This is a genomic window from Halolactibacillus halophilus (genome assembly GCF_900115605.1).
Taxonomy (GTDB): domain Bacteria; phylum Bacillota; class Bacilli; order Bacillales; family Amphibacillaceae; genus Halolactibacillus; species Halolactibacillus halophilus.
The window spans coordinates 70728-93639 of record NZ_FOXC01000006.1 but is presented as its reverse complement, the minus strand read 5'-3'; the positions used below and the strand labels follow the sequence as shown (position 1 = coordinate 93639).

The 22912-nt window shown below is 39.4% G+C and carries 20 protein-coding genes; 17 read left to right on the top strand and 3 right to left on the bottom strand.

Features of this window, described 5'->3' with window-relative positions; all coding sequences use genetic code 11:
• Window positions 1–485: 485 nt before the first annotated feature.
• From BM098_RS03935 to BM098_RS03915, 5 genes are all read left to right on the top strand, one after another.
• Window positions 486–3125 (top strand): cation-translocating P-type ATPase, encoded by a 2640-nt coding sequence (locus BM098_RS03935; RefSeq protein WP_089830639.1) that lies wholly within the window; start codon window positions 486–488, stop codon window positions 3123–3125.
• 349 nt (window positions 3126–3474) lie between these two features.
• Window positions 3475–5160 (top strand): sensor domain-containing protein, encoded by a 1686-nt coding sequence (locus BM098_RS03930; RefSeq protein ID WP_159430106.1) that lies wholly within the window; start codon window positions 3475–3477, stop codon window positions 5158–5160.
• Between the two features lie 180 nt (window positions 5161–5340).
• On the top strand, window positions 5341–5610 hold the full coding sequence (rpsN, locus tag BM098_RS03925; protein WP_089830622.1) for a 30S ribosomal protein S14: 270 nt from the start codon (window positions 5341–5343) through the stop codon (window positions 5608–5610).
• Between the two features lie 461 nt (window positions 5611–6071).
• On the top strand, window positions 6072–7490 hold the full coding sequence (locus BM098_RS03920) for an L-cystine transporter (RefSeq protein ID WP_089830620.1): 1419 nt from the start codon (window positions 6072–6074) through the stop codon (window positions 7488–7490).
• Window positions 7491–7715: 225 nt separating this feature from the next.
• Window positions 7716–8330: an SGNH/GDSL hydrolase family protein gene (locus BM098_RS03915; protein ID WP_089830618.1), complete on the top strand. Its 615-nt coding sequence runs from the start codon at window positions 7716–7718 to the stop codon at window positions 8328–8330.
• Between the two features lie 203 nt (window positions 8331–8533).
• Here BM098_RS03915 and BM098_RS13315 read toward each other — a convergent pair whose 3' ends face one another.
• The gene (locus BM098_RS13315) at window positions 8534–8710 is read right to left on the bottom strand and encodes a lmo0937 family membrane protein (RefSeq protein WP_407645446.1); all 177 of its coding nucleotides are present in this window, start codon (window positions 8708–8710) and stop codon (window positions 8534–8536) included.
• A 230-nt stretch (window positions 8711–8940) separates the two neighbouring features.
• Here BM098_RS13315 and queG point away from each other — a divergent pair, with 230 nt between their 5' ends.
• Together queG and BM098_RS03905 are read left to right on the top strand one after the other, a co-directional pair.
• Window positions 8941–10128, top strand: coding sequence for a tRNA epoxyqueuosine(34) reductase QueG (queG, locus tag BM098_RS03910; RefSeq protein WP_089830616.1), 1188 nt, complete (start codon window positions 8941–8943; stop codon window positions 10126–10128).
• A gap of 64 nt (window positions 10129–10192) precedes the next feature.
• A complete protein-coding gene (locus BM098_RS03905; RefSeq protein WP_089830614.1) occupies window positions 10193–10672 on the top strand; it encodes a tRNA (cytidine(34)-2'-O)-methyltransferase in 480 nt (159 codons plus the stop codon).
• Window positions 10673–11111: 439 nt separating this feature from the next.
• Here the strand turns inward: BM098_RS03905 and BM098_RS03900 are convergent, their stop codons facing one another.
• Entirely contained in the window at window positions 11112–11693 is a 582-nt protein-coding gene (locus BM098_RS03900; protein WP_234987405.1) for a GbsR/MarR family transcriptional regulator, read from the bottom strand.
• Between the two features lie 255 nt (window positions 11694–11948).
• On the opposite strand from BM098_RS03900, the gene BM098_RS03895 reads away from it, so the two are divergent.
• The 7 genes from BM098_RS03895 to BM098_RS03865 all read left to right on the top strand — a co-directional run bounded on the left by BM098_RS03895 (window position 11949) and on the right by BM098_RS03865 (window position 18782).
• A complete protein-coding gene (locus BM098_RS03895; RefSeq protein ID WP_089830611.1) occupies window positions 11949–13064 on the top strand; it encodes an ABC transporter ATP-binding protein in 1116 nt (371 codons plus the stop codon).
• The gene (locus tag BM098_RS03890; protein ID WP_089830609.1) at window positions 13061–13708 is read left to right on the top strand and encodes an ABC transporter permease; all 648 of its coding nucleotides are present in this window, start codon (window positions 13061–13063) and stop codon (window positions 13706–13708) included. Before BM098_RS03895 ends, BM098_RS03890 begins: the two co-directional genes overlap by 4 nt.
• A gap of 75 nt (window positions 13709–13783) precedes the next feature.
• The gene (locus BM098_RS03885) at window positions 13784–14689 is read left to right on the top strand and encodes a glycine betaine ABC transporter substrate-binding protein (RefSeq protein ID WP_089830607.1); all 906 of its coding nucleotides are present in this window, start codon (window positions 13784–13786) and stop codon (window positions 14687–14689) included.
• Between the two features lie 18 nt (window positions 14690–14707).
• Entirely contained in the window at window positions 14708–15358 is a 651-nt protein-coding gene (locus BM098_RS03880; protein ID WP_089830605.1) for an ABC transporter permease, read from the top strand.
• A 254-nt stretch (window positions 15359–15612) separates the two neighbouring features.
• The gene (locus tag BM098_RS03875; protein ID WP_307725231.1) at window positions 15613–16797 is read left to right on the top strand and encodes a M20 metallopeptidase family protein; all 1185 of its coding nucleotides are present in this window, start codon (window positions 15613–15615) and stop codon (window positions 16795–16797) included.
• A gap of 278 nt (window positions 16798–17075) precedes the next feature.
• On the top strand, window positions 17076–17570 hold the full coding sequence (locus BM098_RS03870) for a hypothetical protein (RefSeq protein WP_089830603.1): 495 nt from the start codon (window positions 17076–17078) through the stop codon (window positions 17568–17570).
• A gap of 117 nt (window positions 17571–17687) precedes the next feature.
• Window positions 17688–18782 (top strand): undecaprenyldiphospho-muramoylpentapeptide beta-N-acetylglucosaminyltransferase, encoded by a 1095-nt coding sequence (locus tag BM098_RS03865; RefSeq protein ID WP_089830601.1) that lies wholly within the window; start codon window positions 17688–17690, stop codon window positions 18780–18782.
• 109 nt (window positions 18783–18891) lie between these two features.
• On the opposite strand, the gene BM098_RS03860 is transcribed toward BM098_RS03865, so the two are convergent.
• Window positions 18892–19440 (bottom strand): beta-class carbonic anhydrase, encoded by a 549-nt coding sequence (locus tag BM098_RS03860; protein ID WP_089830599.1) that lies wholly within the window; start codon window positions 19438–19440, stop codon window positions 18892–18894.
• 201 nt (window positions 19441–19641) lie between these two features.
• On the opposite strand from BM098_RS03860, the gene BM098_RS03855 reads away from it, so the two are divergent.
• The 3 genes from BM098_RS03855 (at window position 19642) to BM098_RS03845 (ending at window position 22906) form a co-directional block, all read left to right on the top strand.
• Complete coding sequence (locus BM098_RS03855) at window positions 19642–20649, top strand: S1C family serine protease (RefSeq protein WP_089830597.1); 1008 nt, start codon at window positions 19642–19644, stop codon at window positions 20647–20649.
• A gap of 160 nt (window positions 20650–20809) precedes the next feature.
• Entirely contained in the window at window positions 20810–22177 is a 1368-nt protein-coding gene (locus tag BM098_RS03850) for a dipeptidase (protein ID WP_089830595.1), read from the top strand.
• A gap of 360 nt (window positions 22178–22537) precedes the next feature.
• Window positions 22538–22906, top strand: a complete 369-nt coding sequence (locus tag BM098_RS03845) for a hypothetical protein (RefSeq protein ID WP_089830593.1) — start codon at window positions 22538–22540, stop codon at window positions 22904–22906.
• The last annotated feature ends 6 nt before the right edge of the window (window positions 22907–22912 follow it).

Sequence of the window (22912 nt, the reverse complement as noted above, 5' to 3'; positions counted from 1 at the left end):
GCTCTTTTTTCCATGATTGGTCTCTCCCTCGGGTGATTAGTCCCACAAGTTTAACCGACCTTAACGAAATAGTCTAGTTTAGTGTAACCTGTCCAGTTAAGCAACGCGATATATAACGGTTTAACTGTTTAAGAACTTACGAGAATTGTTAAAGTGATTAAATATGACTGGTTGTCTTAAGTGTATCATTAATCGGTCCATTCTTTACTTAGAACTTTAGTTAAACCGTGCGGTTTAACTTGACGAACAATGAAACTACAGGTAAAATTAAGCTAGTTAAAGGGGAGTAGCTCTAACAATAATGTCGTCATTACGAGATTTTTTATCTCCGGCATTACTGGCAACGTTCGTTGTAGGCAAGACCTTTACCAATACAACACCATAGGTGTTTGTTGGTAAGGGTCTTTCTTATGTTTACAAACTATTTTTACGTAAATAATATAAAGAGCTTGCAAATGAATACTCAAGAAGAAGGAGTGAGTGAGATGTCTTATTATCAAAAGACAAAAGAAGAGACGTTAAAAGACTTACAAGCGAGTGAGAAAGGTCTTTCTAACACAGAAGTAAATACCCGAATTGAACGCGATGGGTATAATGAGCTTGAACAAGAAAAAAAAGTATCGACGTTGAAATTATTTTTAGATGCGTTTAAAGATGCGATGGTTGTTGTTCTACTGGTTGCGGCCGGTGTACAAGTGCTACTCGGAGAGTATGTTGAGACCATTGTTATTATGATTGTACTGATTATGAATGCCGTCATTAGTGTCGTCCAAACAAAAAAAGCCGAAAGTTCACTCGATGCGTTAAGGGAAATGTCAGCACCGAATGCGAAGGTGTTGCGTAATGGTGAAAAACAAACGATTCCTGCCCGGGAGCTGGTAAAAGGTGATATCGTTTATTTAGAAGCAGGGGACTATATCCCGGCAGATGGTCGCTTACTTGAGTCCGGTTCACTTCAAGTCAATGAAGGGATGTTAACAGGTGAATCACAAGTTGTCACAAAAGATGTTGAAATGATTGAGGAAGAAGTTGGCCTCGGTGACCGGATCAACTTAGTCTTTTCTAGTTCACTTGTCACAAATGGACGAGCAACGTTCGTCGTTACAGAAACAGGTAAAACGACAGAAGTCGGTAAAATTGCTGATCTGTTAAATACAGCTGAACAAAAACAAACACCACTCCAGCGTAAACTTGATGCATTTAGTCGTAAACTTGGCTTTTGGATTCTGATTCTGTCTGGTGTGATCTTCTTAGTCCAGGCTCTTAGAATTTGGTTAGGAGAAGGTACAGCCGATTTAACGACTGAACTTCTAAATGCGCTTATGTTTGCGGTTGCGGTTGCCGTTGCGGCCGTACCAGAAGCACTCCAATCAATTGTTACGATTGTGTTATCAGTCGGAACAAATAAGATGGCCAAACAGCATGCGATTATTAGAAAGTTACCAGCAGTTGAAACCCTTGGGTCAACGAGCGTGATCTGTACTGATAAGACAGGGACACTCACCCAAAATAAAATGACCGTCATGCATCACTTTACCTTCTCTGAAGGTGATGAGACATCACTCGAATCGTTAAGTGATGATGAGCGTCTGTTGATTGATACAGCCGTCTTATGTAATGACTCTTATATTGATTCAAAAAATCAAGAAGTTGGTGACCCGACTGAAGTTGCGTTAATTAATTATGCGAATAAAGCAGGCGAAGATTATTTAGACTTACGAGAGCGTTATGAACGGATTAGCGAAGTGCCATTTGATTCAGATCGCAAGCTGATGTCGACATTAAATGCTTATGAAGGCGCACGACTCTTGTTCATTAAAGGTGGCCCGGATGTGATGTTTAAACGGGCAACAAAAATATTGGAAAATGGTGAAGTCAAACCTTTAACTGATGAACGAAAAATGCGTCTTAATGAACAAAACGAAGCTTATTCTCGTCAAGCACTCCGTGTGCTTGCGTTTGGTTTTAAAGAAATGCCTGAGGGGACATCAGATATTAACTTTGAAGACGAAGAAGACTTTGTCTTAGTTGGACTGCTGGCGATGATTGATCCGCCACGTGAAGCCGTCTACGGTGCGATTGAACAGACCAAACATGCTGGTATTAAAACTGTCATGATCACCGGTGACCATAAAACAACGGCTGAAGCGATCGCAAGAGACATCGGTATTTTTGATGACGATGACTTAGCCCTTACTGGTACCGAACTTGATCACTTAAGTGAAGCAGAGTTAGAAGAAAAACTTGAACATATTCGGGTCTATGCCCGTGTATCACCAGAAAATAAGATCCGCATCGTCAAAGCATGGCAGAAAAAAGGCAGCATTAGTGCGATGACTGGTGATGGTGTGAATGATGCCCCGGCCTTAAAACAAGCCGACATTGGTGTTGCGATGGGTAGTGGGACAGATGTAAGTAAAGATGCGGCAGCAATGATTCTAACCGATGATAACTTCGTATCGATTGTGAATGCCGTTAAAGTCGGACGGACAGTTTTTGATAACATTAAAAAAGCGATTGCCTATCTGTTTAGTGGTAACTTAGGAGCGATTATTGCGATTCTATTCGCGGTGATTGCTGGGTTCCCTAATCCATTTACGGCACTGCAGCTGTTGTTTATTAACTTAGTTAACGACTCATTACCTGCGATTGCCTTAGGAATGGAGAAATCAGAACCTGATGTGATGGACCGTGAACCACGTTCGATTGATGAAGGTATTTTCGCCGGCGAGACCTTACGGTCTGTTGTTACGCGTGGGTCATTTATCGGGGTAGCAGTTATTGTTTCACACTTAATTGGCTTGCAAACATCGACTGAAATTGGTGTGGCGATGGCCTTTACGACCTTGATTCTTTCCCGGACCTTGCAGACATTTGCTGCGCGTTCAAATAAACAGACAATCTTTGGTGTTGGTTTATTCACCAATAAATATGTGTTGGGTGCAGTCACGTTATGTTTCGGTCTTTATCTTATTACTGTTATTCCAGGTCTTCGTTCAATCTTTGCGATTCCAAGTAGCTTTGGTCTAACTGATTGGAGTATTGCGGCTGGTCTTGCGGTTCTTGCGGTTGTGATGATGGAAATTGTTAAAGTAGTATATCACCGTTTCTTAAGTAAAAACTAAACCGTTTTTAATGCAGTTTAACAATCATGTTTTACCAGTGCTGACTACAAGTCAATTATGAAAAGAATAGATGGAAAAGAGCTAGGGTTTTGAGCCTTAGCTCTTTTCTTGTATTTTCGGTCTTGTCTGATATTCAACTCTAATATGTCAATGATACTTAAATATGTAGGTAGGGAAACCTCTTGGTTCTTAGGTTTTTGTGTCAGATTAAGATGGGCGATATTAAATAATATTCAAATAATTTAGGTTTTTTTAAGTAAACGGTTACGATTTTGGTGCATAAGCTATAGAAATAGTGGTATAATCATATCAAATTGTCTAAAGGAATTGGGTGAGGGGAATGGAATTGATGAGTCAAGCGATCATTGATGCAATGGAAGATATGGTATTTATTATGCGTGTCAGTGACGATGGCGATTGCTTTTTTTATGAACGCGTCAATACATCAGTCAGACGCATCTTAGGCTTTACTGATACGATGATTGGCCAAACATTGACCGATGTGAATCCACCGACAAAAGCAACCATACTACAAAGTCAGTACCGTAGCGTCGTGGAACAACAACGTACGTTGCGATATCAAGATGATTATCATATTTCAACCGGACAACGCGTAACGGAATCTATATTAACACCGATCATGGCTGATGGACGCGTGACGCATATTGTGGCAGTATCACGTGATTTAACGAAACAAAAACAGATGGAAGACCAAATGTATATTAGTCAACGACGATTAGCATTGTCGCGGGAACGGTATAAGTCACTATTTAAAGAAAATACCGACCCGATTGCCTATCTGAATAATGCTGGCCGGATTGTGAAAAAGAATGACGCTTTTAGCAACCTTATTGAAACCATTCATCACGAAGCTCAACTGAAAGATATTTTTGATGTGTTTTATCATCAGTCGAAAAAGTTTAAAACCTGTTTTTATAATACAGTGGATGGCGAGCCAAATGCGATCGAGATTCAACTTCATACGAGAGATGAGGTTGGGATGGAACTACAAGTGAAATTCATCCCGATGCATTTAGATGGTGTTGTACAAGGTGTGTATGTTGTAGTGAAAGATTTAACGACTGAAAGCTTCGCAAGAAGCGCGTTACTTGAAAGTGAACAACGCTTCAGGTTGATTGCTGAACATACATCAGATTTAATTCAAGTCTTAAATGACAAGCATGAGATGGTCTATTTATCACCGTCTCACGAGAAGTTATTGGGCTATGAAACAAATCTTCTACTCTACCAACCAATCGCATCACTCCTGTCATCAAAATCAAAAGTTGAGATAGAAAAGATTATAGCAACGATGTTATCAGAACATCAATCGATTAAAAAAGAAGGTAAAATCATCGATGCGTTTGGTGATGAACATTGGTTTGAGCTACAATTTGAACCAATCTTTGATGAGGATACCCACGTCCAAACGATTGTTGTGGCCCGGGACATTAAAGAGCGGAAAAAATATGAACGTGAACTAAAACAAATGGCTTATCAAGACCCACTCACCGGTCTGGCAAATAGACGTATGTTTCAAATTCGTTTAGATCAAGTTGTTAGTTTATATGAACGTCATCACGTGCCGTTTGCGGTCTTAATGTTAGACTTAGATGACTTTAAAGGGATTAACGATCAATACGGTCATGAGGTGGGTGATCAAGTCATCGTAGAAGTAGGACAACGACTCACGATAGCTCTAAGAGAGATGGACACGGTCGCAAGACTGGGCGGGGATGAGTTTATTGTTTTACTACCTGAAGTAGAAGATGTCGAGAATTTATCACATATTATTGACCGTTTAGAAGCGCGTTTTCGGGAGCCACATAACGTGGAGGGAAAAGAATTATCCGTTGGTATCAGTGTCGGTGTCGTTATGCCAGGACAAACAGAATGTGACCTTAATAATATTTTATCTCATGCGGATGAGGCGTTGTATCAAGCAAAACGCGATGGTAAAAATAAGAGTGTCTTTAAACCTGTTTATCAATTAAAAACGAGACGTCAATTTGATGATGAGAAAATAACAGAATAACAGAGTCTTGATTAATATCATCGAGGCAGTGAGACAGAACCGAACAGTTACTTTAGCGCTGTTCGGTTTATTTGTTGTCACTCAAAATCTGTAATTCGTAATCGTTCTTATTTACAGGAAGGGAGATATCTGCTAGAATATAAAAAGTAATGATTACGATTTAAAAAAGGAGGCCATCACTTGGCAAAGAAATCAATGATTGCAAAACAAAAGAAACGTGAAGCACTCGTCGAGAAGTATCGCGAGAGACGAGCAGAACTCATCGCGCGTGGTGATTATGAAGAATTAAAAAAACTCCCTCGTGACAGTTCACCGACGCGTCTCCATAACCGTTGTAAGCTTGATGGACGTCCACGCGGATATATGCGTCAGTTTGGTATGTCGCGGATTAAGTTCCGAGAGCTCGCATCAGTCGGTCAAATACCTGGTGTCACGAAATCAAGCTTTTAATAATCAAACAAGGTATCAGCAGTTGCTGTGCCTTGTTTTTATATTTTTTCTTTCTTTTTCTCTCTTTCTTCCTATATTTGTTCTTATTCCTTTTTATCGCTCTTTTGCACTTATATAATGTGCATAGGGCGTCTAATCATGTGGATAGATTAAGCTGTCGCTGCTTTAATAGCTATAGGGTGCTAGTATTTAGTTAGTGAATTTTTGTGTTGGTTGTATAAGTTTAAATAAATCTTATGCATAATCCGAAAATTTGACAATGACTTATTTTCACTATAAGCTTAATTTGACTAAATCAATCGGATTAATAAATGGGTGAGCGTGATGTTTATGTTTCAAATGAAAAGACCTCTAAGTTGAAACAACGTTTCAAAGATATCGGTAGATACATGTATAGCTAGAGGTAATTAGCCATAGACATTATAAACTTTCTCAGGTAAGCTATCCGTCCCTTTAGTTAAATGAATGAAAAATACTTATTTGGAGGTATACATGTGAACACACTTTATACATTACTTATTTTATTTGGTGCAGCAGCTATTATTTTTGGTTTATATGTCATGCAGAAAAAGCACTTGAGCTTTACAAAACGCGTTCTTACCGCGTTAGTAGCTGGGATCCTTTTCGGAACGGTACTTCAACAACTTTTTGGTTCTGAATCAGAAATAATCGCATCATCTAATACATGGATCAGTATTATTGGTTCTGGATATGTCAGACTACTTAATATGATTGTTATTCCGCTTGTATTTGTTGCGATATCTACTTCGATTGTTAATCAGGATGCTAATTCGCTGAAAAAGAGTGCCCTGTCAATTATTCTTGTATTAATGTTTACAACAGCCATTGCCGCTGGTCTTGGTGCCGGTGTTTCTACCCTCTTCGGACTTGATTCCAGTGAAATATTAGCTGGTGAGGCTGAAGCTGCCCGTGGTCAAGCTTTAGAAGATACTTTAACTGATTTTCAAACAAAATCAATCCCTGAACAAATCACAGAAATTATCCCGCGTAACGTATTTTACGCAATGAGTGGTCAAGGTTCTTCTGCCACCCTGTCGGTCGTGTTTTTTGCCGCATTTTTAGGCATCGTGACCATCGGCCTTAGACGTAAGAAACCTGATAGTGCAGAGGCTTTCACTAAATTTCTGAATATGCTTCATGACATTGTCATGCGAATGGTGACATTAGTGCTAAGGTTCACCCCATATGGTGTATTTGCGCTGCTGTCTAGATTTGTCTCTACGTCAAATTTCTCAGAAATTTCGAGACTGTTTGAGTTTGTGGTCGCATCCTATCTTGCGATCTTTATTATGTTTGTTATCCACCTTATCATTTTGGTTGTTTATAAATTAAACCCAGTAAAATATCTAAAAAAAGCAAGTGTTCCACTTTCTTTTGCCTTCTCATCAAGGTCAAGTGCTGGGACATTACCACTAAACATTGAAACCCAAATAGATAAGTTCGGTGTGTCAAGTGGTGTCGCCAATCTATCTGCTTCCCTTGGGACGAGTATCGGTCAGAACGGTTGTGCCGGGATTTATCCAGGTATGCTGGCAGTGATGATCGCAGTTGGTACGGGTGTACCTATGGATCCAGCCTTCTTCATTAAACTTATCATCATTACAGCTATTAGCTCGTTTGGTATCGCAGGTGTAGGTGGAGGTGCGACATTTGCAGCACTGACCGTGTTATCTTCCATGGGATTGCCAGTAGGCTTAGTTGGTTTACTTATTGCGATTGAGCCACTGATTGATATGGCAAGAACAGCACTGAATGTCTCTGGTTCGATGATTGCCGGTCTTGTATCTGCCAGAAGACTTGGAGAAATCGATATGGCAACCTACAACAAGGATTTCAATGAAATCGAAGAAACGGTATAAAAATAATGGTCCTCATTCATAATGAATGGGGATTTTTCTTTTATTTCATTTTCGTTTTTTCATTTTTTGTTGTGAGAATAGTTAGCTATGGCCACTTTATAAGTTAGTTTAGGCGATTTTGTAGTCAGGCGTGCATAAGATAGTTACTTAAATACTATATCCAATCGATGGACCTATTGTATAATGAAAGAAAAAGACTGAATTCATGAGAAAGGTTGTTTAACTATGGCGTGCGAACGGATTATATTCATTGGTGACAGTATTACTGAATGGGGTAAGGCAGATGATAGATTAGAGATTGGAGATAATTATGTGCGCATGATACGTGACCACTATGCGACGTGTGAAGGTTACTTACCAGAGATTATCAACAAGGGGATTGGTGGTAATCGAATTACGGATTTAAAAGCGCGCTGGGAAGAAGATGTGATTGCTTTAAATCCTGATGTTGTATCTATTTCAATTGGGATTAATGATGTTTGGCGTCAGTTAGATGATCCTGATATGGACCAAGTGACACCAGAGATGTTTGAAACATTATACCGTGACTTGATAAAAGCGACCCAATCAAAAACCAAGGCAAAGATAATTCTGATGGAGCCAACGGTGATTGAAGAAGAGCGTCACTCAAAAGGAAATACATTATTAATACCCTACGTAAGCGTCATTCGTCGGTTGAGTGAGGCGTATCACTTACCGCTAGTGAAAACCCATGAAGCTTTTTTAAATTATATTGACCAAGCCATTGGCTTACCACTTACGATTGACGGTGTTCATACAACATCAACCGGTGATACACTGATGTCTGAAACGTGGATTAAAACGATTTTAAAAAAATAAACAGTAAGGATCAAAATCATATGTAGTGGCCTGTTTTAACTTAAATTAAACAAAATATTTAAAAACATTAAAACAAAAACGATAGCCGCAGTGATTCAGGCTATCGTTTTGTTTAATTGTTTTATGAGATTAAATTATGCTGCTACAGCAGTCAAACCGATGATTATGATCTTAACGTTGTAGCAAGCTGTTTTAGTATCAAGTTATCGTTTTCTACCGGTAATCATGTTGTAGATAAACACAATTAGGGCTACAACGAGTAAAATATGAACAAGTCCACCTGCGACGTCAAGCACAAACCCGACGAGCCAAATAAGTAGTAAAATCCCGATAATCGTCCATAACATGTCTTCATCACCTCGCTTTATTATTGTTTTCATGTTTGTTTAGGCCGATACTATAACTTACCCGTATAGAAAGGTAATAAACTGTTTATCCAACAAATAGTATGAAAGAATTAGGGGTTGCCTCTGGGCTAAAACGATGCTATAATACTACTTATCACTTTAGCTAACGCAGTATTTCGTTTATAAAAACGAAGTGTTGCGTTTTATTTATGCCTTTTTTCGATTAGTTCAATAGTAATAGTAGAGAATGTGTGGGATGAAATATGGCTTATGGTACATTAAAACAAGATATTATCGATTATGCTAAACAAATCGGAATCGATACAATTGGGTTTGGTTCGGTTGATCCGTTCACCCAAATGAAGGCGCGCTTAAAGGCTCAACAAGAGAAAAACTATCAGTCAGGTTTTGAAAAAGGGACGATTGAAGAGCGAACGGAACCGGCACTGCATTTAACTGGCGCTGAATCAATTATTTCAATCGCTCTTGCTTACCCGTCCCGAATGCGTGATCGACCTGAAAATAAATCAGGAACAAGACGCGGGAATGTTTGCCGTGCGAGTTGGGGCGTTGATTATCACGTTGTACTAAATGATAAGCTCAATCAGCTCCATGCCTACTTAGAAGAGAGAATCCCAGGGTTTCGGTCAAAGATTATGGTTGATACCGGTGAGTTACCTGACCGTGCCGTTGCTGAACGAGCTGGGATTGGTTTTAGTGGCAAGAACTGCTCAATCATTACTCCTGAATTTGGTTCTTACGTTTATTTAGGTGAGATGATCACGAATATCCCATTAGAGCCAGATACAATGTTAGAAGACGGTTGTGGAGACTGTACGAAATGTATCGATGCTTGCCCGACAGGAGCCCTTGTTGGTCCAGGTCAGCTTAATACCGCTAACTGTATTGCCTTTTTGACGCAGACAAAAGATTATTTACCGGATGAGTTTCGCTCGGTGCTTGGTAATCAGTTGTATGGGTTTGATACATGTCAGCTTGTCTGTCCGTATAATAAGGGTGTTGATTTTCACCTACATGCCGACTTTGAGCCGAAGCCAGACCTCGCCAAACCAGAACTATTGTCACTCCTTACGATATCCAATCGTGAATTTAAAGAGACATTCGGTGAAATGGCTGGTTCATGGCGCGGGAAAAAACCACTTCAGCGCAATGCCATCTTAGCACTTGGACATTACCGTGAAGTCTCAAGCATTGAAACGTTAGCGACGTTGATGCGAAAAGATCCACGTCCGGTTATTAGAGGAACAGCGGCCTTTTCAATCGGTAAAATTGGCCGTGAAGACAGTTATGCGCTTATTCGTGAGGCGATGACTAAAGAAGAAGACGAGACGGTCCGTCTCGAGATGGAGAAAGGTCTCCAATTTGAAGCCATTTACCTTGAGAAAGGTAAAATAAAAGCTGCCAGTGCACAAGCTCAGCTTGAAACTTAATGAATCAATCCTAGTAAATATAAATAGGTGAGTAAAAGGATTAGAATGATGAAGAGGTGAAAAGATGGGACTTCATATTGTTTTGTTTGAACCTGAAATACCCGCAAATACCGGAAATATTGGACGGACGTGTCTAGCTTGTAATGCGACCCTGCATTTGATTCATCCGTTAGGCTTCTCAACTGATGATAAAATGTTGAAGCGCTCAGGACTTGATTATTGGTATGATGTTAATGTTCAGCATCATGATTCGATTGATGATTTATATGATAAACACCCAGACGGGGATTATTATTACATCGAGAACTTTGGCACCAAATATTACACCGAAGTTGATTTTAGTGATGCCTCAAAAGAATGGTTCTTGGTGTTTGGTAAAGAAACAACGGGCATTCCAAAAGATTTACTCGTCGGAAAAGAAGATCACTGCTTACGCATTCATATGGCTAAAAATGACCGGGTGCGTTCACTAAACTTATCAAATACCGCAGCGATCATTGCTTATGATGTGTTACGCCAACAAAAGTTTCCGAATATGCATTAAGTAAAAATCAATGTTTATGTAAGTGAGTAGCAACACCAAAATCAAGGCTAAATGCAAATAGAATGGATAGTGTTATAATCCCCCGCTATATAAAGTTAACTTTATATAGCGGGGGATTATTTTTCTTTTGGAATGTTGCTAGTGCGTTGTCTTTTAATTGAGAAAACAGTATCAAATTTTATCGTCTTAAAGCAAGAAGTCATCTTCTTTAAACATTCGTGAGAATGTTAAGTGTGGGTAGTTTAAAGATTGAATGTTTAAATCAAAACAGCTATCCTCTGATGAGCAGCCTGTCGCAGAAGTGCAAAACTGGCATGAAAGAAAAAGAGCGTTATTTCTACCAAAGCATATTCTTAAAGTTTCAAAGTATTTTTAAAAAGTACGCGTCAATCTTAAAGATGTGTACTTTTTTAAGTACCAAACAAAAAAGCTTACCGTTTTAGTTTTTAAAACGGTAAGCCTTTTTCTTTTCATCAATCGGGTCTTTTGGAACATATTTAAAGATGTCTTGTGAATCAAATAATTCAACAATTTGCTCAATCCAATTGAAGTAACGGATCGATGCTTTGGAATCTTCCATTAAGATCTCTACCTCAGCTTTAATCTCTGGTGTGGCCTGTTCATTCTCATAAATCTCCGCCAGTTCTTCCGTGATTTTTTGTTCAATCTTTTTATTGCGAATCGTGACTTCACGCCAGTTGGCCGTAAATAAGGTAATAAACGTTTGATAATAATCTTCTTCAACCGTGTAGTGATCTTTACGGGAGCCTTTGACAAACTCTTTTTCAGCAATATTGTAACTTGTCATTTCTCTTAAAACTTGGCTCATACGGGTTTTACTCATGCCCGTATGTTCGGCTAATTCATCAAGGTCGAGCGCACGACCGGCATAATAGATTGCCGCAATTACCCGGCCAATCGTTGCCGGATAGCCATAAGACTTCATATTTTCAGCAATCTGTTCACTGACGCGGTGTTTGACGTGCTCTAATTGATCTTCTAAATTCATTTTTTTATTCATATTATCACTCTTTTTTGTCAAATATTTGTTTGACTTTAACAGTATCATAGATAGGATTGAATGAAAAGAGAGAAGTTTGATAGGATTCTAAAGGAATCGGGCGGAATTTTAAGGTAGAACAATTTATACAATCCATACACTTTAAATTGTATAAAGTTTGTACAATTTAAAGTGTATATCGGGTTTTCTATTTGCTGGACTTTTCTGTAAACTAATGATAGTGATCAAAAAGAACGACGAAAGAAGGGAATGCTCTTGATTCAATTAAAAAACGTAAACAAGGTCTATGAGGATGGCTTCCATGCCTTAAAGAATATTAACCTCACATTTGAAGAAGGCAAACTCAATGTCTTAATTGGACCAAGTGGTTGTGGTAAAACAACAACAATGAAATTACTCAATCGCTTAATTGATTATACCGATGGTGAATTAACGGTTGATGGTAAGTTAATATCAGATATAAACCCGATTGAGCTCAGACGTCAAATGGGTTATGTCATTCAAAGTATTGGTTTATTTCCACATATGACGATTTTTGATAACGTTGCAACAGTACCGAAGTTATTAAAATGGGATAAACAAAAAATCAGTAAAAAAGTAGATGAACTACTCAAGATGGTTGACTTAGACCCGGAGATGTACCGAGAACGTTACCCACATGAATTAAGTGGGGGGCAGCAACAACGGATTGGTGTCATTCGTGCGCTTGCCGCGGAACCGAAAATTATTTTGATGGATGAACCGTTTAGTGCACTTGACCCGATTAGCCGGGAACAACTACAAGATGAACTTGTGCGTCTTCAAAAAGAAATTAATAAAACGATTATCTTTGTTACGCACGATATGGATGAGGCAATTAAGATTGCGGATCAAATTATTTTAATGCGTGACGGGGAAGTTGTTCAAAAAGGCTCGCCTCACGAATTATTGACGAATCCAATTAATCAATTCGTCGAAGATTTTATTGGTGAAGACCGACTAAGACAAGCCCGTGGTCTACCACCAATGACAGCATTTGTTAATGAAGACTACCCAAGTGTGAAAGTGACGGCGTCACTTGATGCGGCCATTCATGTGATGGTTGATAAGAAAAAAGATCAGATGCCGATTGTTGATGCGGACGATAAATATTTAGGCATTCTCTCACTTTATGATGCGGTGAAAAACCGTGACAGCGAAATTAAAGAACTCGTTGATGAATCGGTGATTGCATACCGTGAATCAGCAGAAGTTGAGAAGTTTGTCGCAAGTAAAGAGACCATTGCGCCGATTGTTCATGAGGATATGACGTTTATTGGGGTATTAGACCAAGATCAACTATTAGAAGTCCTCCATGAACAAATTGATCAAAAAAGTGGTGTCACGTCATGAAGTTAATTCAAGAGTATATTGAATTCTGGGAAATTCGTTATGAAAATATTTTTTCATATTTACTCGAGCATTTAACCATCGCTTTTGTCTCGATCATCTTTGCGATTATTATTACTGTCCCACTGGCAATTGGGATGACAAAGATGAAGAACGAACGATTGAAACAGTCCATCTTTAATGTAGCGAACTTCTTTCAGACGATTCCAACGATTGCGCTATTCGCGTTATTGATTCCGATTTTTGGGATTGGGTTTACACCAGCGGTTGTGGCTTTATTCTTATATGCCCTCTTACCACTGTTACGTAATACGTATGCCGGTGTTGAATCGATTGACCAAGGGATTGTTGAAGCTGCTAAAGGTATGGGATACTCAACCGTTCAGCGGCTAGCGAAGGTCGAATTGCCGATTGCAGTGCCGTATATTATGTCAGGGATTCGCATTACAACCATCTATATTATTAGTTGGACGACACTCGCGACTGTTATTGGTGCTGGTGGTTTAGGTGACTTAGTCATGGCTGGAATTGGTTCAAATAATACCTTTATGATTTTTACCGGTACGGCGCTCGCGATTATTTTAGCGCTAACGGTCGATTTGATTTTTGGGATTATTGAAAGACGTTTATCTGTCTCACGCGGTTAGTCCGTGTGTGCATGAATAATACGATAGCCTTCACCCATTTACGGTGAAGAAATAAAAATAAAGGGGACTATACTTATGAAGAAAAAATTATTATTAGCATTACTTACAAGTGCGATGTTGTTGTTAGCCGCATGCGGAGGCGAAGAATCTGCTGATGGGGGCGAAGTGTTTGAATTTGGTGCCCAGTCTTATACCGATCCAAAGATTGCTGCTCAAATGGTGAAGATATTAGTTGAAGAAAACACAGATCACGAAGTAAATATCACCGAAGATATTCAAGCAAGTCCACAAATTATAGCATCAATTGATCGTGAAGAATTTGACTTCGCGATGTTGTATTCAGGTGAAGTGTACAATAACCACTTTGATGATGTTGAGTATTCAACGAACTCAGAACAAACGATTGAAAACGCACAAAAATATTTTGGTGAAGAATATGATATCACTTGGTTTGATTCAATAGGCTTTAAAAACGAATATTCGATTGCAATCCAAGGCCAATTACAAGACAGTGAAGGTATTGAAAACATTTCTGATTTAGAACCACTAGCAGGGGACTTACGTTTAGGTACAGATACGTCATGGGTTGAGCGTGATAACGATGGTTACCGCGGTTTCCAAGATGCTTATGGTTTTGAGTTTGGCGACGTGCGCGCAATGGAAGTCTCACTGATGTATGAAGGAATTAAAAATGATGAATTAGACGTTGTAACAGCTTATACAGTTGACCCACAAATTGCTGAATATGACTTACGTGTTTTAGAAGATGATGTTGAATTCTTCCCTCCATACGATGCATCACTTGTTGCACGTAATGAAGTATTAGACAACTATCCAGAAGTAAAAGAGATCTTTGATAATCTTGTCGGTACCGTATCAACCGAACAAATGTCACAACTTATTTTAGAAGTTGACCTTAACGGTCGCCCAGCAGAAGAAGTGGCACGTGAATTCTTAGAAAACGAAGGCTTACTAAACTAATTGTAATGGGGTTATATTATGGAATTTATCACTGAATTACTTCAGTATATGTCAGATAATAGCGCAGAACTAATCGCCCTAACCATTGAACATATTGTGATGGTCTTACAAGCGATGGGACTTGCATTAGTCATTGGGGTACCACTTGGTATCCTGGCGGCTAAAGTAGAGAAGTTGGCGCCGGTGATTTTATCACTCGTCAACGTTCTACAACTGATTCCAAGCTTGGCGATGCTGGCGATTCTGCTTATTTATTTCGGTTTAGGTAATGAGACTGTTGTGATTGGCTTATTCTTCTATTCTTTACTACCGATTGTACGTAATACGTATGTTGGGATTAAAGAAGTTGACCCTGGGGTCTCAGAAGCAGGGAAAGGGATTGGGATGACACCCTTTCAATTACTGACAAAAGTGCAGTTTCCTTTATCGATTCCCTTTCTAATGGCTGGTTTACGCGTGGCTTTTGTTATTGCGGTTGCGGTCGCAACAATTGCGCCGTACATCGGTGGTGGTGGTCTCGGTAAAGAGATTGTCGGTGGGATCAATGGACAAAATGATGTCCGCTTAATCGCCGGGGCAGTGCCAGCGGCACTACTCGCGTTAAGTGCTGACTTTCTTCTAGGTATTGTGGAGAAGACGACAAAACGACGTTTCCGCAGTGTCTCATAACTGATATAACAATGAAAAGGTGTCGTTTTTAGCGGCATCTTTTTTTATATTATGAGTAAGTATAGAATCTTTGTTGATAGAAAGAAGGTAGAACGTTCTATCAATGAGATATGACTCGATTGAGTGATGCTGAAAGGATGATATTTTTTGCTTTTATGCTCAAATGATGAGTGATTAGAGTGTGAATGGAAAAAGTGTTCGACAAATAATTTGCTTTACGCTCAATTATTTAACAATAAAGACGAGGTGAGAAAATGATGGAATTAAAAACAAAAGTGTATGACAAGCTTAAAAATTTGGAACAAGAAATGATTGAGTTAAGACGACATTTTCATCAATATCCAGAGCTTTCATTTGAAGAAGTAGAAACACCGAAAACGATCGCAGCCTTTCATAAACAGCTCGGTTTAGATGTGAGAGAGCACGTTGGTGAACGGGGTGTTGTTGCGACGCTTAAAGGTGGCCATCCTGGTCCAACTATCGCCATTCGGGCAGACTTTGATGCATTACCGATTAAAGAAGAGACGAACCTATCGTACCAATCAACGGTCGACGGGGTCATGCATGCGTGTGGACACGATGCCCATACGGCAATTGCGATGACAGTCGCACAAGCTCTGGTGTCAATTAAAGAAGATTTACACGGGACGGTGAAGTTTATTCACCAGCACGCCGAGGAACAAGACCCGGGTGGAGCAAAAGCAATGATTGAAGACGGGGCGATTGACGGTGTTGATCAAATTTTTTGTCTGCACATGGAGAACTATTTACCTGTCGGCACAATTGGTGAAACAGACGGACCCATCTTAGGAGCAAGTGATGACTTCTTTATGACGATTGAAGGAAAAGGCGGCCATGCAGCCTTACCTCATGATACGGTTGATGCGTTAAGTATTGGTGCACAGATAGTCACACAACTGAATCAATTAACGTCACGTAAAGTAGACCCAATGAAACAAGCCGTACTGACAGTAGGGAGTTTTCATTCCGGGGATAAAGCTAATGTTATCGCAGAGAAAGCTTACATTGAGGGAACGGTGCGGACATTTGATGAAACCGTTCGACAAGAGATGAGTGAGTGGGTGAAACAAGTAACAGATTTCACCGCAAGAGCACATGGTGCAAAAGCAACCATCGATTATCAATTTGGCTACCCAGCAACCATCAATGATTGGGAAACCAATCAGTTAATGGTGGGTGTCGCAACAGAGATCATTGGTGAAGAAAATGTAATTCATTTAGAACCAAATATGGGGGCCGAAGATTTTAGTTACTTTGCTGAAAAAATTCCAGCAACTTATTTCTTTTTAGGTTCAGCTAATAAAGAAAAAGGCTGCATTCATCCCTATCATCACCCGAAGTTTATGATTGATGAAGATAGTTTGTTGATTGGGGCAAAAATACTAGCAGGGAGTATTCTTAAGGCTTCGGTTAGCTAGAGAGTCTTATCAACAATAATATAAAAACGTCACACTCGGTTGTTATTACTAGGTGTGACGTTTTTTATCGTTTTAGAGCGAGAGACACCTGCTTCAAACATTCGTGAGAATGTTAGGTGGGGGTAGTTCAATCATATGTAGTATGGATATGAGTGGATGAGGAATAATCAACTAACTTACTATCCGTGTGGATTTTCACAGATTAAATTTTCTCCAATTGACCTATGGTAAAAATTAACGAACCCTGTTAAACTAAACAGTTGGAGGAGGAATAGACTTTGAGAATACTCACACTCATCATCTTAGGTATCTTGTTATTATTCGGATGCCAACCAAAAGAAACTGAAACCATCTCTCCAGTCGAGAGTGACCAATATAATTATCAATACGATATCGTTGAAGAAGCGATAAGTGAAGCTAGTTTTGATGTCAGTGTGCCAGATACTCTTCCGATTCCTGTTGCTTTTGTTATTTATGATCATTTTGAAATAGAAGGTCATGAATATCTTGATTTAAGTTTCTATACAAATGATAATGACTTACTCACGATCTCTGTTTCAACCGATCAGTCGCTGGGTTGTCCGATTGATACGATCACAGAACAAGAAAATCACACGGTCTGTTTTCATGACTTAGCGTATGTGAAACATGTGTCAAAGGAAAAAGGTAAGCTGCATTACGAAATCGAATACCGTCATCACGAAAGTGATGACATGGCAGGACCGACAAAAGAACAGTTAATCTCTTTACTTGAATATTTAACGTTATCGTAATCTAAAACTGACTCGTGTTCTATCCAGTCAGATGTAACATACACGAATCATACCAATGATTTAACTGATATGACGATACCTCTCTGGCTTGTCATGAATGAAAAAGGATGAAGTAAAATGAAAAAACAGACATTAAATAAACAAATCCTCCTTACAGGTGGTGGGACAGCGGGCCATGTTATGGTCAATTTAGCGTTGATTCCCCTCCTAAAAGAAGCAGGGTATCACATTGACTATATTGGGTCGTATGACGGGATTGAAAAAGATTTAATTTCACCGATTGAAGGGGTCACCTATCATGCAATTTCAACGGGGAAATACCGCCGTTACCGTTCGATTGAAAATATTAAAGATCCTTTTAAAGTTTTAAACGGGATTAGGCAGTCTGTTCAATTGATTCATAAACTTAAACCAACAATCATCTTTTCAAAAGGTGGCTTTGTTTCTGTGCCTGTCTTGATTGCTGCCAAGCTAACGCGAACACCTGCGGTGATACATGAATCTGACTTAACGCCTGGACTGGCAAATAAAATTGCGATGCCGTTTGCGAAAAAAATCCTTGTTACTTTTGAAGAGACACTAAAATATGTTGATGAGAAAAAGGCTGCCTTTATTGGTGCAGTCGTTCGTCCAGAATTATTTGAAGGATCAAAACAACAGGCCTGTCAGTTGCTTGATTTTAATCCTAATGAGCCAATTCTATTAGTTATGGGTGGCAGTACTGGAGCAAAACATTTAAATGAGTTTATTCGCAGTCAGTTAGAGGTTCTCACTAAAAAATATCAAGTGATTCACTTAACCGGGAGAGGTTTAATGGATGAGTCAATTACCCACCCGCGTTATCGACAGTTTGATTATGTCAAAGCTGAATTAAATGACTTATTAACAAGCGCGGATGTCATTGTCTCACGCGCTGGAGCTAATGCAATTTTTGAATTCTTGGCCTTAAAAAAACCGATGTTGTTGATTCCGTTACCGAAACGTGTCAGTCGTGGTGATCAAGTCTTAAATGCACAAGTTTTTGAACAAGCTGGTTTTGCGAAAGTGTTAGATGAAGATGAATTATCGGCAACAACTTTTTTTGAAACGCTCACTCAAATTGAACAAGAAACGCCTGAGATAAAAGCGCGAATGGCAAAACGTGATGCTAAAGATGCAATTCATCACGTCCTTGAAACGATTCGCGCGCATGAAAAACACGAATCAAGCTAAACGTAAAAAAAGAGACCCATTGGGTCTCTTTTTTCATCTTACTCACTATTATTATGCCTATAATTAAAACAGATAAGACAGGATCATAAATGTGAAATGGTTGATCGCTTTACTGATAACCATTGATGACAATATCAAGCTTGCCTGTTTTAGGGTCAATAACTAAGCCGTGGACAGGGACATCATCCGGTAATAATGGATGGTTTTCAATTAAGTCAACGGAACTTTTAACAGAATCTTCAACATGATCAAATCCTTCAAACCAATCATGCGCATCGACGGGTAAGTTGTTGATTTTCTCTTCATCAATCCCGTGGACTTTCATATGTTCAATAAAGTGATCGGCATTTAAGCTACTCATGCCACAATCATGGTGACCGACAACATAGACTTCGTCAGCTTGTAAAGCATGGACGGCAACTAAAATACTGCGCATAACCGACCCGTACGGATTTTTAATAATGGCCCCAGCTGTTTTTAAAATTTTCACATCACCATTCTTAAAATTCATTGCCTTTGGTAAGAGCTCGGTTAAGCGTGTATCCATACAAGTTAAAATGACCGCATGTTTGTCTGGTACACTATTTGTGACGTAGCCTTCGTAGTCTTTGTTCTCTACAAAAGCATGGTTATGTTGTAAAATATCTTCAAGTAACATGTAGAAAAATCCCCCCTCGCTATTTTTAACTATCATAGTTAAAATAGGAGATAAAATCAAGACTTTACTGAAAAGTTAAACAAATTAGCCTATACATCAATATTCTCTATAGGTGTCTATGTTAAACTTAAGACAAGCTGAAACGAAAAAAATATAGGGGCAGCTACAGAAGAATAAATTTCCCGGGAAATAAGGGTGACGATGATGACAGCTGATGAACAAAATAATAATCAATCGGATATACATAAACAAGTAGAAAAGGTTGCTAGCAAGGATAAAAAAATGACCCAAACAAGCGATCCTGATGCCGCAGCCGTCATTGAAAGAAAGCAGCGAGAGCGCGCTGAACGTGAACAAGCCAGGCAAAAACAACAAGAACAAGACGACCAACAAGAACAAGCTTACTTACATGCGGTAAAACAAGAGATGATTGATGACGATTTATTTGAACCGCTGACACACGATGAGATGATCGACCTTATGAAACGGGAGCGACAGAAGGGAACAAAAAACAAACCGGTCAAATTATCGAAAGATATGAAAATGATTGGTATCATTTTGGCACTCGTTGTCTTGATTCAAGGGTTAGCGCTGGTGTTTCAGACGTTTAATATTCCAGCAATTGAATTTGTTAAAACGTCAATCGCATTGTCGTTCGATGAAGATATTGCTCAGATTAAAGATACGGTGGTCGTAATTGATACTGGCGATGGCCGTGGGACGGGTTTTCTTATTTCAACGGACGGGTTAATTGTCACAAATGCTCATGTTGTTGATGGCGAAGATACGGTTACCGTTGGGATCAAAGACCGTGACGTTACAACAGGTGAAGTCATTGAACAGCTTCCAGCGGTTGATTTGGCCTTTATTCAAGTGGCAGCGACTGACTTACCGTATCTGGAATTGAGCACTGAATCTGTTGAAGCAGGAGAGTCCATCACTTTTGTTGGGAATCCACTGAGATTTAACCGGATTGCTAATGAAGGAAAAGTCATTGGTGAAACAAACACGACACTAGAGACGCGCGTGTTTGCGCTTGATGCGCCGATTTATAAAGGTAACAGTGGTAGCCCGGTTGTGAACGACAGTGGTGACGTGATTGCGGTGGTTTATGCGACGCGTGAGACAGAAGATGACGGGCGCGTGGGTCTTGCGATTGATGTTCAAGCTGTGCAAGAATGGGTGGATGACTATGCACCTGGTGACTAAAAAATATCGTCAATGAACGATTGTGGATGCTTGATTAATGTAATCCGAGCTGTGGCTCCAATAAGTATTTTTTATAAATAGGACAAGGATATGATAAGATAAAAGCATACCCTATTAAAAAGGCGATAGATTTAAAAAATAAACAAGAGGAGTGAGTAACATGAGTGAAACGATGACGTTTCTAGAAGATAATCGTGATCGTCATTTAGCGATGTTAAATGACTTTTTACGCATTAAAAGTATAAGCACGGATTCAAGTTTAAAAGATGAAATGACCAAGGCGGTTAACTTCTTAGTTGATTATTTGAAGGAGATAGGATTTTCCGAGATTGAAGTCGAAGAAACCGATAAGCACCCGCTAGTTTATGCCTATTACCACGTTAGTGATGAGTTACCGACAGCGCTCATTTACGGTCACTACGATGTTCAGCCGGCCGATCCTTATGAGCTATGGGATTCAGCACCATTTGAACCGGAAGTGCGGAACGGACGACTGTATGCCCGCGGGGCAAGTGATGATAAAGGCCAAGTCTTTATGCATTTAGTCGCCTTAGAAGCCTTAATGAAAACAACAGGTACGTTACCACTTAACATCAAGGTTTGTATTGAAGGTGAAGAAGAAATCGGCTCTGAGAACTTATATACGATCTTGAATAAGAAAAAAGCACAATTTGATGCCGATTTTTGTGTGATTTCAGATTCTGGTATGGTTGAAGAAAACCAACCGACGGTTCTTTACGGTCTAAAAGGCTTTACTGGGCTAGAATTTACCGTGAAAGGTCCTAACCGTGATCTACATTCAGGTTTATATGGCGGGGCGGTAAGAAACCCGTTGATGGCAATGAGTCATATCTTGTCATCAATGAAAGATGTCAATGAAGTTGTCACTGTACAAGGTTTTTATGACGACGCCCAGCCACTGACAGAAGAAGAGCGGACATTGATGGCAGAAGCACCAAAAGAAGATTACGAGAAGGCGCTTGATATTCCAACAACAGTCTCAGAACAAGGCTACACCGCAACAGAACACACCATGGCACGTCCGACGTTAGAAATTAATGGACTCTTTGGTGGTTATCAAGGTGAAGGGACGAAAACAATTATTCCAGAAAAGGCAACGGCTAAATTAACGTGTCGCCTTGTGCCGGGTCAAGACCCAATCGATATTCAAGATAAGTTAGTCAAACATATCGAAACACATCTACCGGCAGGTGTCACGGTCGATATTACTCGTGAGCCGTTATCCGCAAAAGCGTATAAAGTCGACTTTAATCACCCGCTGATTAAGCAAGCAGCTAAAAGTTATGGTGATGCTTTTAATAAAGAAGCCGTCTTTGTCCGGATGGGTGGTTCGATTCCTGTCGTTGAATGGATTGATGACATCTTTGGTATCCCGGTTATATTACTCGGGTTTGGTACACCTGATGATCGCCTTCATTCACCAAATGAAAGCTTCCCGGTTGAGAACTTTGATCGCGGTTTAATTACCCTAGTTGATTTCTATCAACAAGTACCGGAGGTAAAATGATTTTAATCATATAGTTGAGAATGCCCCAGTCGCCATGCGTGTGATTGGGGTGTTTTACATTATACAGAAGCTGAATGTTTGCTGAAAACTTTTCCGTGATACAATGTTTGTGATTATATGGAAGGTGATTTACATTACAATTTACCGTAAAGTGTTTAACAATCTGGGTGAGTAATTAATGATGAATATGAGATAGACAATCACATGATCATGATGTATGAACCGTTTTTAGAACAATCAAAAAGGTAAAATATTTGTGAGTGAAAAAATTCACAACTTTCTTAAGGTTATTGTTTGACTTCAATACCGTATCGCGTATAAAATATAAGTAATGACTTATTTATCAAGGAGGTTTATAAAGTGACTGTTTTTCTCACACTCCTGACAGCGTTTGTAGGTTACTTATTGTATACACGCTACGTACCTGTTCGAGGTGTCAAGTGCATTAAAAAAGATCAATTATCGTCTCAACCTCTGTTGGTTGATTTACGTGATTATAGTGATTCCGCAAAAGAAGTGGTAGTTGGAGCCATTGCTTTACCGATCGCCTACATTAAGCGCCATCATGACGGCTTACCAGCCGCAGGTATTGTCGTAATCGCTTCTGATGAAATAGAAAAAAATATCGGTATTCGATTGCTTAAACGATATGGTCATAATGTAAAAGGCTATGCGCTTATCAACAATCCGTGTAAGTGTAAAAAATATTTAGCAGAATTCGCATCTTAGAAGTGT

Excerpts from the sequence above, each read along its gene's own strand:
- BM098_RS03935 (WP_089830639.1), top strand. The coding sequence starts at position 486 with ATGTCTTATTATCAAAAGACAAAAGAAGAGACGTTAAAAGACTTACAA.
- BM098_RS03930 (WP_159430106.1), top strand. The coding sequence starts at position 3,475 with ATGAGTCAAGCGATCATTGATGCAATGGAAGATATGGTATTTATTATG.
- BM098_RS03920 (WP_089830620.1), top strand. The coding sequence starts at position 6,072 with ATGAATGAAAAATACTTATTTGGAGGTATACATGTGAACACACTTTAT.
- BM098_RS03915 (WP_089830618.1), top strand. The coding sequence starts at position 7,716 with ATGGCGTGCGAACGGATTATATTCATTGGTGACAGTATTACTGAATGG.
- BM098_RS13315 (WP_407645446.1), bottom strand. The coding sequence starts at position 8,710 with ATGAAAACAATAATAAAGCGAGGTGATGAAGACATGTTATGGACGATT.
- queG (WP_089830616.1), top strand. The coding sequence starts at position 8,941 with ATGGCTTATGGTACATTAAAACAAGATATTATCGATTATGCTAAACAA.
- BM098_RS03905 (WP_089830614.1), top strand. The coding sequence starts at position 10,193 with ATGGGACTTCATATTGTTTTGTTTGAACCTGAAATACCCGCAAATACC.
- BM098_RS03900 (WP_234987405.1), bottom strand. The coding sequence starts at position 11,693 with ATGAATAAAAAAATGAATTTAGAAGATCAATTAGAGCACGTCAAACAC.
- BM098_RS03890 (WP_089830609.1), top strand. The coding sequence starts at position 13,061 with ATGAAGTTAATTCAAGAGTATATTGAATTCTGGGAAATTCGTTATGAA.
- BM098_RS03885 (WP_089830607.1), top strand. The coding sequence starts at position 13,784 with ATGAAGAAAAAATTATTATTAGCATTACTTACAAGTGCGATGTTGTTG.
- BM098_RS03880 (WP_089830605.1), top strand. The coding sequence starts at position 14,708 with ATGGAATTTATCACTGAATTACTTCAGTATATGTCAGATAATAGCGCA.
- BM098_RS03875 (WP_307725231.1), top strand. The coding sequence starts at position 15,613 with ATGATGGAATTAAAAACAAAAGTGTATGACAAGCTTAAAAATTTGGAA.
- BM098_RS03865 (WP_089830601.1), top strand. The coding sequence starts at position 17,688 with ATGAAAAAACAGACATTAAATAAACAAATCCTCCTTACAGGTGGTGGG.
- BM098_RS03860 (WP_089830599.1), bottom strand. The coding sequence starts at position 19,440 with ATGTTACTTGAAGATATTTTACAACATAACCATGCTTTTGTAGAGAAC.
- BM098_RS03855 (WP_089830597.1), top strand. The coding sequence starts at position 19,642 with ATGATGACAGCTGATGAACAAAATAATAATCAATCGGATATACATAAA.
- BM098_RS03850 (WP_089830595.1), top strand. The coding sequence starts at position 20,810 with ATGAGTGAAACGATGACGTTTCTAGAAGATAATCGTGATCGTCATTTA.